Origin of the sequence: Sinorhizobium fredii USDA 257 (assembly GCF_000265205.3) — a bacterium.
Lineage (GTDB): Bacteria > Pseudomonadota > Alphaproteobacteria > Rhizobiales > Rhizobiaceae > Sinorhizobium > Sinorhizobium fredii_B.
Map to the genome: position 1 here is coordinate 1329348 of NC_018000.1, position 16650 is coordinate 1345997.

At 62.9% G+C, this 16650-nt stretch carries 15 protein-coding genes; 9 read left to right on the forward strand and 6 right to left on the reverse strand.

Features of this window, described 5'->3' with window-relative positions; all coding sequences use genetic code 11:
• Positions 1-16 precede the first annotated feature (16 nt).
• Positions 17-160: a hypothetical protein gene (locus tag USDA257_RS37035; RefSeq protein ID WP_014762034.1), complete on the forward strand. Its 144-nt coding sequence runs from the start codon at positions 17-19 to the stop codon at positions 158-160.
• Positions 161-323: 163 nt separating this feature from the next.
• On the opposite strand, the gene USDA257_RS06120 is transcribed toward USDA257_RS37035, so the two are convergent.
• Complete coding sequence (locus USDA257_RS06120; protein WP_014762035.1) at positions 324-710, reverse strand: YybH family protein; 387 nt, start codon at positions 708-710, stop codon at positions 324-326.
• 440 nt (positions 711-1150) lie between these two features.
• Here USDA257_RS06120 and USDA257_RS06125 point away from each other — a divergent pair, with 440 nt between their 5' ends.
• On the forward strand, positions 1151-2443 hold the full coding sequence (locus USDA257_RS06125; protein ID WP_014762036.1) for an amidohydrolase family protein: 1293 nt from the start codon (positions 1151-1153) through the stop codon (positions 2441-2443).
• A 50-nt stretch (positions 2444-2493) separates the two neighbouring features.
• On the opposite strand, the gene pdxA is transcribed toward USDA257_RS06125, so the two are convergent.
• The 4 genes from pdxA to USDA257_RS06145 all read right to left on the reverse strand — a co-directional run bounded on the left by pdxA (position 2494) and on the right by USDA257_RS06145 (position 7056).
• Positions 2494-3480 (reverse strand): 4-hydroxythreonine-4-phosphate dehydrogenase PdxA, encoded by a 987-nt coding sequence (pdxA, locus tag USDA257_RS06130; RefSeq protein ID WP_014762037.1) that lies wholly within the window; start codon positions 3478-3480, stop codon positions 2494-2496.
• 22 nt (positions 3481-3502) lie between these two features.
• The gene (locus USDA257_RS06135) at positions 3503-4636 is read right to left on the reverse strand and encodes an iron-containing alcohol dehydrogenase (protein ID WP_014762038.1); all 1134 of its coding nucleotides are present in this window, start codon (positions 4634-4636) and stop codon (positions 3503-3505) included.
• A 306-nt stretch (positions 4637-4942) separates the two neighbouring features.
• A complete protein-coding gene (locus USDA257_RS06140; protein ID WP_014762039.1) occupies positions 4943-6136 on the reverse strand; it encodes a sialidase family protein in 1194 nt (397 codons plus the stop codon).
• An 11-nt stretch (positions 6137-6147) separates the two neighbouring features.
• Positions 6148-7056, reverse strand: coding sequence for a dihydrodipicolinate synthase family protein (locus USDA257_RS06145; protein ID WP_041413948.1), 909 nt, complete (start codon positions 7054-7056; stop codon positions 6148-6150).
• A 335-nt stretch (positions 7057-7391) separates the two neighbouring features.
• On the opposite strand from USDA257_RS06145, the gene USDA257_RS06150 reads away from it, so the two are divergent.
• From USDA257_RS06150 to USDA257_RS06180, 7 genes are all read left to right on the forward strand, one after another.
• The gene (locus USDA257_RS06150) at positions 7392-9041 is read left to right on the forward strand and encodes an ABC transporter substrate-binding protein (protein ID WP_014762041.1); all 1650 of its coding nucleotides are present in this window, start codon (positions 7392-7394) and stop codon (positions 9039-9041) included.
• A 220-nt stretch (positions 9042-9261) separates the two neighbouring features.
• Positions 9262-10218: an ABC transporter permease gene (locus tag USDA257_RS06155; RefSeq protein WP_014762042.1), complete on the forward strand. Its 957-nt coding sequence runs from the start codon at positions 9262-9264 to the stop codon at positions 10216-10218.
• A gap of 1 nt (position 10219) precedes the next feature.
• Positions 10220-11179 carry an ABC transporter permease gene (locus USDA257_RS06160; RefSeq protein WP_014762043.1) on the forward strand — a complete coding sequence of 320 codons (960 nt, stop codon included), beginning with the start codon at positions 10220-10222 and terminating at the stop codon, positions 11177-11179.
• Positions 11176-12183, forward strand: a complete 1008-nt coding sequence (locus USDA257_RS06165) for an ABC transporter ATP-binding protein (RefSeq protein ID WP_014762044.1) — start codon at positions 11176-11178, stop codon at positions 12181-12183. Before USDA257_RS06160 ends, USDA257_RS06165 begins: the two co-directional genes overlap by 4 nt.
• Positions 12183-13166: an ABC transporter ATP-binding protein gene (locus USDA257_RS06170; RefSeq protein ID WP_014762045.1), complete on the forward strand. Its 984-nt coding sequence runs from the start codon at positions 12183-12185 to the stop codon at positions 13164-13166. The genes USDA257_RS06165 and USDA257_RS06170 overlap by 1 nt, the downstream gene beginning before the upstream one ends.
• 4 nt (positions 13167-13170) lie before the next feature.
• Positions 13171-14247: a four-carbon acid sugar kinase family protein gene (locus tag USDA257_RS06175; RefSeq protein WP_014762046.1), complete on the forward strand. Its 1077-nt coding sequence runs from the start codon at positions 13171-13173 to the stop codon at positions 14245-14247.
• 17 nt (positions 14248-14264) lie between these two features.
• Complete coding sequence (locus USDA257_RS06180) at positions 14265-15023, forward strand: FadR/GntR family transcriptional regulator (protein WP_014762047.1); 759 nt, start codon at positions 14265-14267, stop codon at positions 15021-15023.
• Positions 15024-15185: 162 nt separating this feature from the next.
• On the opposite strand, the gene USDA257_RS06185 is transcribed toward USDA257_RS06180, so the two are convergent.
• A complete protein-coding gene (locus USDA257_RS06185; RefSeq protein ID WP_014762048.1) occupies positions 15186-16448 on the reverse strand; it encodes an MFS transporter in 1263 nt (420 codons plus the stop codon).
• Positions 16449-16650 lie beyond the last annotated feature (202 nt).

Consider the following 16650-nt stretch of genomic DNA (forward strand, 5'->3'; position numbering starts at 1 on the left):
GAAGGGATCGCACTGGATGAACCGGAATGGCCTCTATCTCATCATCGCTGTTCTTGCCGTGGTTGCGATTGGACTGGGCATCTATGTCTACCGCGAGGAAAACAAGCCAGGCGTGGAGATCAAGATCGGCGAGCAAGGTCTTTCGGTAGAGGAGAATTGAGGACACTCGTTGCCGTGTGAACTTTGGCAAGTCGTCGCTTGCCGCGCGGCCCTCCTTTCCCGCGAAGCTATTTTGAGGGGAAGAACTCCCAACGCCGTACCGTCTCTGGCACTCTCTGCCCGTGCTCTTACTGCGGATTAGCTTGTGGGCGATGCTTCGGCGTTCAGTTGAACGTATGCAGCTTTATTTTCAAACTGCCGTCGCTTTGCCGCTCGAAGACATGTGTGGCAACTCCGCCCCATGGTTGATCTTTGCCCTCGGCATCCTTGCCCTTGGCTGACCACTTTGCTGCCCCGTAGATCAATTTGTCGTCACCATCAGCCCTTATCACCTCGAGCTTGTGACCGGTCGCGCCGCTGCCGAAGATGCCGCTGAAGAACTTTTCAACCCCAGCAGGTCCTTCGATCACATCATGACTCGGGGGAAGGAGAAGTGCGTCCTCAGTATAGAAGGTGGCAACTGCCTTGGCGTCTCCCTTTCCGAATGCCTCGTCCCAAGCTGTGTAGGCGGCCCTGACATCGTCTTCGAGAGGACCGCCCTGAACCTCCATTGACGAAATCAGAATGGAGCATGCTGCAAGCGCAACTCGCCAACCAACGCGTGTCGTTGACATGGCCTTCCTCCTTTACTTGTTGTTATGCTCCTGCTGCCTAAGTATATCACGGCTAGTGTAGTACATATATCTTCTTGCTATTCGAACTCGGAGCGAGGCGATGAAGGCTGATAGTCGACAGGCGATCTTCAGCCATTGGACTATCCAATCCCGGCGCGGTTATCCCCGTAGGGGAAGTCGACTCGGGGCGAGCCGCTGAGTGTGCCCTCACCACCCATGCCAAATATCTGATTTACCGATACCGCCTTTCAGGTTGTTGGCGGTCATCACCGCTGGGACTTCGCCAGCGCCTGTTGTGGTAGTGTCGCGGTGTTCGATGCTGCGCGACTCGCGACGCTAGAGCCTCTTGCATTTTTATCTCATGCGCTGGAGCCGCCATGTTCGACCTGATCATTCGAAACGCCAATCTTCCGGACGGTCGCAACGGCATCGACATCGGCATCAGAGATGACAGGATCGCCGAGGTGACGACAAGGATCGGAGCGACGGCCAAGGAGGAAATCGACTCGACCGGCCGGCTCGTCACGCCGCCCTTTGTCGATCCGCACTTTCACATGGATGCGACGCTGTCGCTGGGGCTGCCGCGCATGAACCGCTCCGGCACGCTGCTCGAAGGCATCGCGCTTTGGGGCGAACTGCGTCCGACCTTGACGCGCGAGGCGCTGGTCGAGCGGGCGCTGCGCTATTGCGATCTCGCAGTCTCGCAGGGACTTCTCCACATTCGCAGCCATGTGGATGTCAGCGATCCGCGGCTGGTGACCGTCGAAGCGCTGCTCGAGGTCCGCGACAGCGTGGCGTCCTATATCGACCTGCAGCTCGTTGCGTTTCCGCAGGACGGCTATTACCGCTCGCCGGGTGCCGTCGAGGCCCTGAACCGGGCGCTCGACATGGGCGTCGACATCGTCGGCGGCATTCCGCATTTCGAGCGCACCATGAGCGACGGGGCGGCGTCGGTGGAAGCGCTCTGCCGGATCGCCGCCGAACGCGGATTGCCCGTCGACATGCACTGCGACGAGACGGACGATCCGATGTCGCGCCATATCGAGACGCTGGCCGCGCAGACGATCCGTTTCGGCCTTCAAGGGCGGGTTGCGGGATCGCATCTCACCTCGATGCATTCGATGGACAATTACTACGTCTCGAAGCTCATCCCGCTGATGGCCGAGGCTCGGATCAACGTCATTCCCAACCCGCTGATCAACATCATGCTGCAGGGCCGGCACGATACCTACCCGAAGCGTCGCGGCCTGACGCGTGTGCGCGAACTGATGGACGCCGGCCTCAACGTCTCCTTTGGCCATGACTGCGTGATGGATCCCTGGTACTCGATGGGCTCGGGCGACATGCTCGAAGTCGGGCACATGGCGATCCACGTCGCCCAGATGGCCGGCATCGAGGACAAGCGGAAGGTCTTCGATGCGTTGACCGTCAATTCGGCGAAGACGATGGGTCTGGCGGGCTATGGTCTCGAGAAGGGCTGCAATGCCGATCTCGTCATCCTTCAGGCGTGCGATCCGCAGGAAGCCCTGCGGCTGAAGCCGAACCGTCTTGCCGTGATCCGCCGCGGCAAGGTCATCGCCCGCACGCCGCCGCGCGTCAGCGAGTTGCGGATCGACGGCCGACCCTCAAGCGTGGACGGCTCCGAATACGCACCGAACTTCGGGGGCTGACCTTCTCTTCCATCGGTGTTGCCCATCGCGAGGCTGCGGGGGCGCGCTGTCTACTGCGCGGCCGCCCGTCTCGGCGAACCTGCCACCAGCCGCGCATAGGCGATCGCCGAAAGCATGTTGACGTGGTTTGCCTTGCCGGTTCCGGCGATATCGAAGGCCGTTCCATGATCCACGGATACGCGGTCGATCGGCAGTCCCAGCGACACGTTCACCGCCGTGTCGAAGGCGACGAGTTTGATCGGAATGTGGCCCTGATCGTGATACTGCGCCACGACGAGATCGAAAGCGCCGTTATAGGCACGCGCGAAGACCGTATCGGCGGAGATCGGGCCGGTGACGTCGATGCCCTTGGCCCTCGCCTGCTCGACGGCGGGCGCCAGGAAGCGCGTATCCTCGTCGCCGAAAAGGCCGTTTTCGCCGCAATGCGGATTGAGACCGGCAACGGCAATGCGCGGCTTGCGGCCGATCCGCATGAAATGGTTGTGGCCGGCCTCGATCGTCGCCAGCACCCGCTCGACCGTCGCCCGCTCGATGGCGCCGCGGAGCGACACATGGGTGGAGACGTGGATGGTGTTGAGCCGCTCGGACGCAAGCAGCATGAACGAGCTCTTCGAGCCGGTCAGGTGCGCAAGAAGGCCGGTGTGGCCATCGAAATGATGCCCGGCGAGGTTCATCGCCTCCTTGTTGATCGGCGCGGTGACGATGCAATCGGCCTCGCCCACCTGCGCCATCTCGACAGCGCGACGGATATAGCGCACCGAGGCCTCGCCGGCCGTGGCGCTCACCTTGCCGATCTCCGGCAAGGAAACGTCGATCGACACCTCCTCGACCAGAACGGCACCGTCCATCGGTCGCGTTGCGAAGTCTACAGCCGCCGATGTCGCACGCTTGGCCCGCTCCAGCGCCTCGATATTGCCTACGACGGTGAAGTTCGCGAGCTCCTTGCGCGGCAGTGACGCTAGCGCCTTGGCGATCACCTCCGGCCCGACGCCGGCCGGATCGCCGAGCGTGATTGCGACGCGGGTGTCCTTGCCCATGCTTTCCTCCCCGTTCGGCGTGCTAGTAGGCCGCCTCGTAGATTGCGAGAATATCGGCGCGCGACAGATCGCGCGGATTGTTGTCGAGCAGTCGCCGGATGGCGAAGGCATCGTCGGCCATCGTGCCAAGGTCGTTGGCGAGCACGCCGAGCTGGCGCAGCTTCATTTCTATGCCGAGCGAGGCGCAGAACCCATGCGCCGCATCGAACACCGAGTCGACGTCCTCAGAGGCCGGCAGGCCCAGCGCCTCGAGCACCGCCCTCGTCTTTTCAGGCACGGCGGGGGTGTTGAAGGCAAGCACATGCGGAAAGATCAGCGCATTGGCGGCACCATGGGCGACATGCCAGCGCGTGCCGAGCGGATAGGCGAGCGCATGGCCACCGGCCGTATTCACCGGCCCGAGGCAATAGCCGCCGTAGAGCGAGGCGAGCGACAGCCCGGCACGGGCCTCCGCATCGTTGCCATCACGGACGGTGCGCGCCAAATAGCGGCCGACGAGCCGCACGCCTTCAATCGCATAGATATCAATGGCTGGATGCGCCTTCCGGTTGGTGAAGGCTTCGACGCAATGCGCGAGCGCGTCCACGCCCGTCGCGGCCGTGACCTTCGGCGGCACGGTGAAAGTGAGCGCCGGGTCGATGACGGCGATGTCGGCGAGCATGTGGATGCTTTCGACGGCGAGCTTGGCCTTCGTTTCCGGGTCGGTGACGAGAGCCCGAATACCGGCTTCGCTGCCGGTTCCAGAGGTCGTCGGCACCTGGGCAAGCGCGACTTCCCGCTGCCCGACAACTTTGCCTGCGCCGACGACATCGGTGAGCCGCTGCGATGAGCCGGACAGGACGGCCGCGAGCTTGGCAAGATCCATGGCGCTACCGCCACCCAAGCCGACGATCAGATCGGCCTTGGCACCTTCCGCGGCCGAAAGCACGCGATCGAGGTCGGTCGTATCCGGCTCGGCCTTGACGTCGCCATAGACGGTCACCTCGCCGGTAAGCCCGAGAACTTCGCTGCGCGTCGCATTGAAAGCGTCGGAAATCACCAGAACGCGCCGGTATCCCTTGCTCTCGGCCCAGGCGCCGAGCCTCGGCGCAACGCCGGTGCCGAACTCGATCAGAGCCGGCCTCACCATGGAAATGGGCCTATCCAGATTGCTCATCCGATCGATCCTCCCTGAACTCGACGACGCGAAGCGCGCTAAGATGTAAAGTTGTTATACTTCATGTTATCAAATGGCAAGAGCAGCGACGGAGATTTTGTCCCATGATACGTCATATCCTGCACCTTCGAATTCAACGGAGACGCGAAGGCGATTGTGATTATATCGTTGTAAACAATGATCATATTGGCGACGGTATCGCTGCGGCCGGCGACGATTCAACGGTTAACTGAACCAAACTCCGGCGGACGCGGCTGACGCCGTTACACTTGTCAAGTCGCGCCGTCGGGCTGCGGCCAACCGGGGTCAGCTAGCTCTTTCGAGAAAGTCCGGATCCAATCGGACGTATTTGATCGCCCGTCGGAAATAGGTGTAAGCGACGTGCAGCCGGCCTTCCGCGTCTTCGACAATGGACGGATAGGAGAATTCGCGATTGAGCGAATCCTTCGAGTTGTTGCTGAGGCAATAGCCATCGCCGGTATCGAGGTCGATGCGGCGCGGGAATGTCCGGCCGCCGTCGGTCGAAAACGCAAGACTGAGCGGCGCACGGGGCACCCCCCAGACGGCCGGGCGGGCGGAGGCGACTGCTTCAGCGGAACCGCTGTCCCCCTCGCCCTCGATCTCGTCATAAAGCGAGTGACGGCGCGCATCCGACATCGACGCATTGCTGTGGTTGTAAACCATAGCAATGGCGCCATTTTTCATGCGGATCGCCTGGATCGACGAATTGTTGTTCGGCAGGTCCACCGGCTCCGGGGCTGTCCAGTGCGTCCCCGCATCGCTCGATTGACTTCTGAGCACATGGGTGGCGAAGCGGTTGCGGTAGAAAGCGACCAGCGCGCCGTTCTCGACCGGGACGATACTCATATGGACCGCGCCGGTGCTGTCCGGCACCTCCGCCATCGTCCAGGCCTTGCCCTGGTCGCGCGAGATCAGCACGGCGGCGCGATCAATGGCACCGGTCCAGCGTCGGCCCGCCTCGCCCATACAGCGAAAGATCGGCAGCAGCCAGTCGCCTGCACCATTCACGATGATCGGCTGGCGTACGAAAGTGCCTGGAATGTCGCAAAGCACTTCGGTCGGACCGAAGGACTTGCCGCCATCCTCGGAAATGCGGCGCTTGACCACCGCGCCGTCCTGGTGTCCCGAGGTCTGCGAGGTAAAGAGCAGCCAGACGCGGCCGTCCGGCGCCGTAAAGATCAACGGGTTTTGCTCGGACTTCTGCGGGTCGTCCGACATCTTCTCCGGGTTGGTCCAGCGGCGCGCGCCGGGTTCCAGCCGCGACATGTAAACCGAGATATCACCCATGCCTTCCATCGTTCCGCCGAACCAGACGCATGTCAGCGTGCCATCCGGTAGGAAAGAGAGGTTGGCGGCGTGGTTTTGCACGCAGGGTGATGGAAGGTAGGCGTCGTAACGGCCAGGCTCGGTCGGGCTCGGGACCATCTCGCCCGTCATCCGGGACGGAACCTCGTGCGGTTCCAGTGCGGTATAGGCCATCCGATCCTCCCTTAATCCAATGCCGCAAATTTCGCGGCAAGATCGGCGCGCTCGCTGTCGTTCAGCGGCATGAGCGGCGCGCGCGTCCGAAACCATGCGTCCTCGCCGCGCTTCAAGGCAACCATCGCCTTGACCGTCGGGATCTGCACATAGGAATTCGACAGCGTGCGATAGGCGTTGATACGCGCCTGCGCCGCTTCGACCTCGGCCGCCCTTGCCGCGTCCGAGACGTGATCGAAGATCAGCCGGAGGCAATCGGCGACGAGATTGGACGTTGCGGTGATGCAGCCCGCGCCTCCGGCCTTCAGCAGCGGCAGAAGCAGGGGATCGGCGCCGGCGAGTACGGAAAAATTCGGCAGTTCCGCAACAAGCGCCTGCATGTTGGCGAAGTCGCCGGAGGAATCCTTGATGCCGACGATCGTCTCGGGAAAGGCCGACGCAAGCCGCTTGATGAGGGGGAACGACAGCGGAATGCCGGAGACCTGCGGGATGTGATAGAGGATCACCTTCAACCGACTATCCGAGATCTTTTCAACGATTTGCGAATAGGCTGCATAGACGCCCTCGTCGCTGACCTCCTTGTAGTAGAAGGGCGGAAGCATCACGACTTTCGTCACCCCGAGCGATAGCGCATGTTTCGTCAGCGCCACCGTTTCCGGTATGGCGGCAACGCCGGTGCCGGGCATCAGCCGATCGGCGGCAATGCCGGCCGCAAGGGCGCTCTCCAATATCGCTCTGCGCTCGTCCTGCGAAAACGAATTGGCCTCCCCGGTCGTGCCGAGCAGGGCAATTCCGTGGCAGCCATCGTCAAGCAGCTTGCCGCAATGATCCGCAAAAAGCGCGAGATCCGGATCGCCGTTCTCCTTGAGCGGCGTCGCCGCCGCGCAGTAGACACCGGCCACCACATGTTTTCCGTGCATCTCTACCTCCTCCGCTGTCGCGGGATGCGCTGCCGGCCTCCCAAATTTGTCAGCCGCCGTCCTCGGGACCGCATTTGGCGGTCCCATGGCGCCCTATATCGCCGCCTTTTGTGTTTGACATTGGCCTTGTTGTCAATATTGAATTCCGAATACCAATTTTTACCTCGCAACAAATGTTTGATTTACTTGCACTATTTTTCAGGACCGATCTCGACGGCGAAAGCCGATGCAATTTTTGTTGACATATTTACAATACGGGTGAAGTCTAAGGCCAATCAGAGCGCTACATATCCGGGGAGAGCGGAGGCGCTCGGTTTCACGCACGGGAGGAAGAAATGAACAAACGGAACGATCTCGACTCCGCAATGACGGGCATCTCGCGGCGCGATGCCCTCAAGCTCGGCCTCGGTGCCACCGTGGCCCTGACGATCGCCGGCATGAATGCGCGCATTGTCCTGGCGCAGGAAGGCCAGGTGCTGAAGGTTGCCAACCCCGCCTTCAATCAGGACTGGTCGCCGCTGCGTGGCGGCGGTGTTCCCTATCGCTGGAATTCGATCTGGTGGGCCTCGCCGATGTTCTTCGACAGCGAGGGCAAGATCCACCCCTATGTCTTTACCAGCTGGGAAGGCTCCGAAGGCGACAAGGTCTGGACCTTCAAGATCGATCCGAAGGCAACTTTCTCCGATGGCAGCAAGATCACCGCCGAGGACGTCAAGGGTTCCTGGAACGTCTCGGCTATGCCGAACACCAAGAGCCAGCGCGCCGATCAGGTGTTGAGCAAGGTCGCGGGCTTTGCGGAAGTGAGCGGCGGCACCGCCAAAGAAATTTCCGGCATCGCGACGCCCGATGAAGGGACCGTCGTCGTGACGCTCAGCGAAGCGGACCCGATCTTCTTCATGCGTCTCGCCAACCACATCGCGCCGATCACCAAGGCCGAGCAGTCGCGTGGCGAAGATGGCGAGGAGATCGCCGACTGGTACACGCCGGACAGTGGCGCCGTCTATTCCGGGCCGTTCAAGCTGACCGCGATCGACATCGACGCCGGCACCCTGACCTTCGAACCCAACGAGAATTTCTTCGGCCCGAAGCCGAAGCTGGCCCGCATCGAGATCAGTTCGATCGAGGACAACGTCACGGCGACGTCGCTGTTGAAATCCGGGGAGTTCAACGCGCATACGGAGCTCGTCACCTCGACGATCATCCAGGACCTCGGGCCGGAATTCGCCTCCGGCCCGATCATCCCGACGAGCCAGCATTTCTGGTTTAACACGGCGCGCAAGCCGATGGACGATCCGAAGGTCCGCGAGGCGCTGATCCGCGCCGTCGATCGCGACGGCCTGATGAAGGCCTCCTTCCCCGATGGCCCGCACAAGAAGACCGACCAGATCCTGAACTCCGTGCCCGGCGCCGACAATTCCGGCTTCGAGCCATATCCCTACGATCCGGAAGGCGCCAAGAAGCTGCTTGCCGAGTCGAGCTATGGCGGACCGGAGAAACTGCCGAAGCTGCTCTTTGTCGGTGTCTCCGGCCCGGCGATCGAAGCGGCTGCACAGTTCATCGCCGAGCAATGGCGCCAGAACCTCGGCATTTCCGCCGTCGACATGAAGCCGCAACAGGACGCCTATGCCGGTCCCGACCAGAATGCGGTGCAGATTTTCCGCGACGACGTCGGCACCCGCGTGCCGGATGCCGCCTCCTACCTGCAGGGCTCGATCGCCTCGACGTCCTCGAACGCCCAGAACAAGCTCGGCGGCTACAAGAACGACAAGGTCGACAGCCTTCTGAAGGAAGCATCGACCAAGGCGGCCGATGATCCGCAACGTGTGGCACTCGCCCAGGAAGCCCAGAAGGCGTTCCGCGACGACTGGGCCTTCATCCCCTGGTATGCTCAGGCGATGTCGCGCTGGGCCACCGCCGAGGTCAAGGGCATCGACAAGAACCTCGACTGGCAAGTGGCAAAGCCGTGGGAGATTTCGGTCGGCTGAAATGGCCGGCTGCTGTCGAACTTAACCGGGAAACCTCGCGCGAAGGCCCTGGGGCCTTCGCGCTCGAGTAAGCGCATAGGCCGCGAGCTTCGTCTTCCGTAGCGATCCTCGCGTTAAACGGCCGGCACAATGACGCCCTTGGGGCCGGCTCAGGCAAAGCATGACGTCCGGCAGCCACCATGGCGGGGCTGACCGGCACCATGCGGGAGGAACAAGCGACATGCTGCGTTACGTCGCGACACGGTTTGCCATCTGGATACCATCCGTTCTGCTGGTGATGATGGCCGTCTATGCACTAGCCTTTTATGGCGCCGGCGACCCGATCAAGCTGATCTTCCTGCGTGCCCCGGGCGACGTCGCCTATAACCCGGAACGCATCGAGGCGATCCGCGAAAGCGCCGGCCTCAACAAACCTTTCATCGAGCAGTTCGGCTACTACGTCTGGAACCTGATCCAGGGTGATTTCGGGAATTCGCTCAGCTCCGGGCGCTCCGTCTGGGCGATGATCAAGGCCGCAGCGCCGGTCTCCTTCAAGCTGGCGCTCTGTGCCATCGTGCTCACCGCACTCGTTGCAATTCCGCTCGGCATGATCGCGGCGCTCAATCAGAACCGCCGCCTCGACTACATCATTCTCGGCTCGGCCCTCTTCCTCTGGGCCATCCCCGCCTATGTCGCAGGGCCGCTGCTGATGGTCGGCCTCATCGTTCTGCTCCCCGACGCCAAGATCCCCTATGGCTGGGGCGGCGCCTTCGACATCCGCATCATCCTGCCCTTGATCGTGCTTTCCTTCCAGCCGATCGCCCTCATCATCCGCCAGACGCGCGCCGCGGTCATCGAGGTACTTTCCGAAGATTTCGTCCGCACCGCGCGGGCAAAGGGCGTGCCGGAGATCGTCGTCGCGATCAAGCATATCCTCAGGCCGGTGCTGACGCCGGTCGTCACCCAGCTCGGTCTCATCATGATCACCATCGTCAACGGCGCGATCTTCGTGGAACTCGTCTTCGGCCTTCCGGGCCTCGGCCGCCTGACCGTCAAGGCGCTGACCAATTCCGATTATCCGGTGATCCTGGCGATCACCCTCATCGGCTCGTTCCTGGTGATGATCTCCAACCTGCTGGTCGACATCCTCTATCCGCTGCTCGACCCGCGCGCCGTCGATGCCCGGAGGAGCCGCTGACATGTCCGTCGTTCAAGCCCCGCCCGCCCCTCTCCTCGACGAAACGCCGGTCAGCCTGTGGCGCGATGCCTGGTACCGGCTGAAGCGAAACCGTCTGGCGATCTTCGGCCTCTGCGTCATCGTGCTGCTCGCCTTCGTCGCCCTGTTCGGCCCGTACCTGACGCCCTACGACTTCCTCGGGCAGGATCTCGAGGCGCGCAATCAGGCGCCGTCGCTCGCCCACCTCTTCGGTACCGACGATCTCGGCCGCGACGTCTTCAGCCGCGTCGTCTACGGTACGAGAACCGCCTTTCTCGTTGCTGTGGTGGTAACGACCATCGCGGTTGTGCTGGGGACGGTGCTCGGCGCGGTCGCCGGTTTCTTCGGCAATCCGTTCGACCGGGTGATTATGTGGCTGACCGACGTGACCATGTCGGTGCCGAACCTGCTCCTCGTGGTCGTGATCAACGCGTCGCTGAAGACGCCGATCGCCCAGTGGATGGAGGCGCGCTATCTCGAAACCCTCAATCCCTTCTATCGCGAGACGGTGTGGATCGATTTCCTTCTGGTCTTCGGCTCCATGGCGCTGATTTCCTGGCCGCCCTATGCGCGCCTGGTGCGCGCCCAGGTGCTGTCGATCCGCAGCCGCCCCTATATCACCGCCGCCCAGGCACTCGGCCTTTCCAACCGCATCATCCTGACGCGTTATGTGATCCCCAACGCGCTCGGGCCGCTGATCGTCGCCGTCAGCGCCGGCCTCGGTACTGCAATGGTGCTCGAAAGCGCCTTCTCGTTCCTCGGCGTCGGCGTCAATCCGCCGACCCCGAGTTGGGGCAACATGATTTCGGATGGCTTGCGCGTCTGGCAGCACTACCCGCATCTGCTTGCGGCACCCGCGGCCGTTCTCGGTCTCGCATCCGTCGCCTTCTCTTTCCTCGGCGACGGCCTCAACGATGCTCTGAACCCGCGAGGCAGCAAATGATGAGTGCGAAAACGGAAAATCGCCTGCTCGACATCAAAGGGCTGACGATCGAAATCGAGACGCGGAGCGGCCCCGCGGTCATCGTCGACGGTATCGACCTTCACGTCGACAAGGGCGAGACGCTCGGCGTCGTCGGCGAGTCCGGCTGCGGCAAGAGCCTCACCATGCTGAGCCTGATGCGGCTGTTGCCCAACAAGATCCGGGTCGCCAAGGGCGAAGCGCAGTTCGACGGTCGTGACTTGCAGACGATGTCGAATCGGGAGCTCAGGAAGGTGCGTGGCGGCGACATCGGCTTCGTCTTCCAGGACCCGATGACCTCGCTCAATCCGGTGATGCGGATCGGCGACCAGCTTGCCGAACCGCTGATTTATCATCGTGGCATGAGCAGACGAGACGCGCGCAAAAGAGCGATCGAACTGCTGCGCCTGGTCGGCATTCCCGGGCCCGAAGAGCGCATCCAGGCCTATCCGCACGAATTATCCGGCGGCATGCGCCAGCGGGTGATGATCGCCATCGGTCTTGCCTGCGAGCCGAAGCTCTTGATCGCCGACGAACCGACAACGGCGCTCGACGTGACCATCCAGGCGCAGATCGTCGATCTGGTGAAGGGCCTGCGCGAAAAGCTCGGCATGTCGGTGGTCTGGATCACCCACGACCTGGCGCTGATTGCCGGCCTCGTCGATCGCGTCGTCGTACTTTACGCTGGCACCGTCGTCGAGGATGCACCGGTCGACGAGCTCTATGCCAATCCGCGTCACCCCTATACGCGCGGGCTGCTCGCCTCTATCCCGAAGCTCTCCGATCAGCCGGCATCGCGTCTGAACTCGATCGGCGGGACACCGCCGGAACCTGGCCGCAGGCCCGAGGGCTGTCCCTTCGCGCCGCGCTGTCCGCTGGCCATGGATGTCTGTCGCACGCATGTGCCGAAGCTCGAGCCCATCTCAGCCGCGGGCAGCCACCGGGCCGCCTGCTTTGCCGTCGAAAAAGCCCGGGAGGCCGCCTGATGGGTGCTCAGCCACTTCTGAAGATCGAAAACCTGGTGAAGCACTTCCACGTCCGGCTCGGCGCCTTCGGTGAACGGTCGGCGACCGTGCACGCCCTCGACGACATCAGCCTCGATATTCTCGAGGGCGAGACCTTGAGCCTCGTCGGCGAATCCGGCTGTGGCAAGTCCACCACCGGCTTCACCATCCTCAACCTGCACCGGGCGACGTCCGGCAAGGTTCTCTACAAGGGCCAGGACCTGACCGCACTCGACGAGAAGCGGATGCGGCCATTCCGGCGCGATCTGCAGATCGTCTTCCAGGATCCCTATTCGACGCTCAATCCGCGCATGACGGTCGGCGAAGCGATCGGCGAGCCGATCCTCTTCCACAAACTCGCGACCAAGGCCGAACTCGAGAAAAAGGTCGCGGCACTGCTCACCGATGTCGGCCTGCCGCCGCGCTTTGCCTCGCGCTATCCGCACGAGCTTTCCGGCGGTCAGCGCCAGCGCGTGGTGATCGCCCGGGCGCTAGCCTGCCAGCCGAAATTCATCGTCTGCGACGAGGCGATCTCGGCCCTTGATGTGTCGATCCAGGCCCAGATCATCAACCTGCTCCTCGATCTGCAGGAGAAATACGGGCTCACCTACCTATTCATCGCCCACGACCTGGCTGTCGTGCGGCACATCTCGACACGCGTCGGCGTCATGTATCTCGGGCGCTTAGCAGAGCTTGCCAGCCGCGACGAGCTCTTCGAGACGCCTCTCCACCCCTATACGAAGGCGCTGCTTTCGGCCGTGCCGGAGACCGATCCGGAGCATGAGCGCAGCCGCAAGCGGCAGATCCTCGAAGGCGACGTGCCGAGCCCGCTCGCGCCGCCCTTGGGTTGTCGCTTCCATACGCGTTGCCCGATCGCCATGGAGGTCTGCAGCCGGGTGGTTCCGAAGTGGAAGGAGGCGCGTCCGGGGCATCTCGTCGCCTGCCACGCCGTGAACGGCGAATAGAGCCATGGCCATTCGCGTCGCCATCGTTGCCGATGACCTGACGGGCGCCCTCGATACCGGAACGCCCTTCGTCGAGGCGGGGCTGAGCGTGGCCGTAGCGCTCGACGTCGGTGCGATTGAGGCAACGATTGCGACGGGCGCGGAGGTGGTCGTCGTCAATACGGTGTCACGCGCGCTCGATCCCCTCCAGGCTGCAGACCGCGTCAGGCAGGCAACGGCCGCCCTTTGCCGCCCCTCGCCCGAATTCGTCCTGAAGAAGATCGACTCGCGGCTCAAGGGCAATGTCGCGGCCGAGAGCGCAGCGCTCGCCCTTGCTTTCGGCCGCCACCGCTTGGCTGTCGCTCCTGCCGTGCCCGACCAGCGACGCTACACCCGCGAAGCCCACGTCGTCGGCTTCGGCATCGCCGAACCGCTGCCGATAGCGCCGCTCTTCTCCGGTCCCGCATTGGACGTTGAGATCGCCGACGCGGCCTCTGACGAAGACCTTGATGGCATAGTCGAAAGCCTTGACTGGTCTTTGACGATCGCGGTCGGGGCACGCGGCCTCGGGCGCGCGCTTGCCCGGCGGCTCGCCCGGCACGCGTCGCCGACACCTTTCGAACCTTCGGAGCGGACGCTCTTTGCCTTTGGATCGCGCGACCCGATCACCGAAGCGCAGATGGCGGTGCTTCTCGAGAGCGACCTGATTGCCAGTCACTGCAATGCACCGGCAGGCGACGTGCCGGCCGACGGCGATCCGGCACGGCTGCCAATGCTTCTGAGATGTACGGGCGCGTTGACCGACCCATCGGAGATTGTGGCGAAACGCTTTGCCAAGGGCGTTTCGCGCATCGTCGCCGCCACCATGCCAGACATGCTGATGATGGGCGGCGGCGACACGGCCTATGCTATCCTGCGGTCGCTGGGTGCTGGCGTCCTTTTGCCGAAGAGCGAGATCGAGGCCGGCATCCCCTGGTTCGAGACAGTGCGCCCGAACGGCGGCCGGATGCGCTGCGCGGTAAAGTCGGGGGGCTTCGGCAATGCGCAATCTCTGCTAAAGGTTTTGCAGGATGCGCCGGATTTGCGGTACGTCGGGCGATGAACAGGATGGATAAGAGAATGGCGGAGAATGTCGGCGTTGGCCAGGAGGCGGCAGCCGAAGCGAAAACCGAACGCGGCAAGTCGGTGAAACTCGTCGACCGCGTCTTCGACCAGTTGCACGAGCGGATTCGCACCGGCAACTACGCGCCGGACTCGCGGCTTCCGGGCGAACACGAACTCGCATCGATGCTGGGCGTTTCCCGCCCCGTCGTGCGCGATGCGCTCGGCCGCCTGCGCGAACAGGGCATGATCTATTCGCGTCAGGGCGCCGGCACCTTCGTCAGCGCCCAGGTCTCGGCCGCCGCCCAGCTTGCCTATTCACCCGTCAAATCGATCGCCGATATCCAGCGTTGTTATGAATTCCGCCTGACGATCGAGCCCGCCGCCGCCTACTATGCCGCCCAGCGACGCGACGAGGCGGCGATCGCAAGAATCGCGGCGGCGCTTGCCGAACTGCGCGAGGCGACCAGCCATCAGTTGCACCGCACGGACGCCGATTTCCTCTTTCACAAAGCGGTCGCCGAAGCGGCGAACAACCACTACTACACAGCCTCGCTCGAAGCCTTGAGAGCCCACATCGCCGTGGGCATGCACCTTCATGGCCTGTCGCTGATGGGTCCGCGGCCCGGCCTTGAGCAGGTCTACGAGGAACACCGCCAGATCTACCGCGCCGTTCAAGAGGGCCGCGCCGAAGACGCTCGCGAGCTGATGCGCAAACACCTCGAAGGTTCGCGCGATCGGCTCTTCGAGGGCAGGGTCCTCGATCTTTCCTTTTAGGCAAGAAGAAACTCAGCGAACGAAAAAGCCCGGCACAGAAGTGCCGGGCAAGAAGCAGGGTTTTGGCAATCCCTGCGGGGAAGCTAGGTTTGGCGGAGTTCGCGGATGCCGGCGGCTGCGGTCGATCAGTCCTGATCCTCCAGCCGCCCCACCCTTCGGAGCCTATCGCCCATAGGCACCGGCCGGCGCACCCTCGACGGCGCGCCGCTTGAACTGGCGGATCGACGCGTTCATCCAAATCATCGAGATCGCGACGATCGCGAAGAGCAGCATGAAACAGCTCGACCAGAGGCCGGTCCAGTCCTTGAGGAAGCCGAAGGCGACCGGCAGGATGAAGCCGCCGAGGCCGCCCATCATGCCGACGACGCCGCCGACCGCGCCGACATGCTCCGGATAATAGGCGGGAATGTGCTTGTAGACGGCCGCCTTGCCGAGACTCATGACGAAGCCGAGCACGAAGGTGACGCCGACGAAGACGACCGGAGTGATCTGGAGCAAGGTGCCGCCCTCAGGCACGGAGAGAATGAGCGTTGCCACGGCGGACACGGCGAACATCGCATACATGATCTTGCGCGCGCCGATCCTGTCGGAAAGCGCGCCGCCATAAGCGCGGAAAATGCTGCCGGGAATGGAGTAGGCCGCGGCGATCATGCCCGCCGTCTCGATGTTGAAACCGTAAACGCCAACCAGGTAACGCGGCAGCCAGAGCGCCAGGGCAACGAAGCCGCCGAAAGCGAAGAAGTAGTAAAGCGAGAAGCGCCAGACCTGGACATTCCTGAGCGGGGCGAATTCGCTGAGGAAGCTCCTGCGCGGCTGGTTCACCTCGCGGCGGGCGCGGAACTTCGGGTCGTCCTCGGTCGTGAACCAGAAGACGATTGCGGTGAGCAAGAGCACGGCCGCCCAAACCTCTGCAACCATTTGCCAGCCGAATGCAACGAGAACGAACGGCGCCAGGAACTTGGTCACCGCCGCACCGACATTGCCGGCACCGAAGATGCCGAGTGCCGTACCCTGCTTTTCCGGCGGGAAGAACGGCGAGACATAGGCGACGCCGACGGCGAAGGAGCCGCCCGCAAGGCCGACGCCGAGGCCGGCGAGCAGCATCTCGGGAAAGGTCGTTGCATGGGCAAGGAGGAAGGTCGAGAGTGCGGCCGCCACCATGGTGACCGTATAGACTAGCCGACCGCCATAGCGGTTGGTCCAGATACCTAGCACGATGCGGATCAGCGAGCCGGTGAGGATTGGCATGCCGATCAGAAGACCGAACTGCGCTTCGCTGAGGCCAAGCTCCTGCTTGATGCGCACGCCGATGATCGAAAAAATCGTCCACACGGCAAAACAGATGGTGAAGGCGGTCGTCGAGACCCACAGGGCGCGCGCCTGTTGCTTTGCTGTAATCTTCTGTGTCTCGTGAACAGCGGACATAGCTTCTCCCGGCGCAACAGCGCCATTCGATCGTTGATCCTGGAAATGCCCCGAACAAAGCGCCTCGCTTGATCAGCGATTGGCGCTTCCACCGTGCTTAAGCAACTTTGCTTCTGGTGCGCGACATTGGGCACCGCCGGCGACCTGCTCGGGCTTGGTTTTACGAACGCAAGTGACGTGCCAACTGAAGACTTCCCGGAAA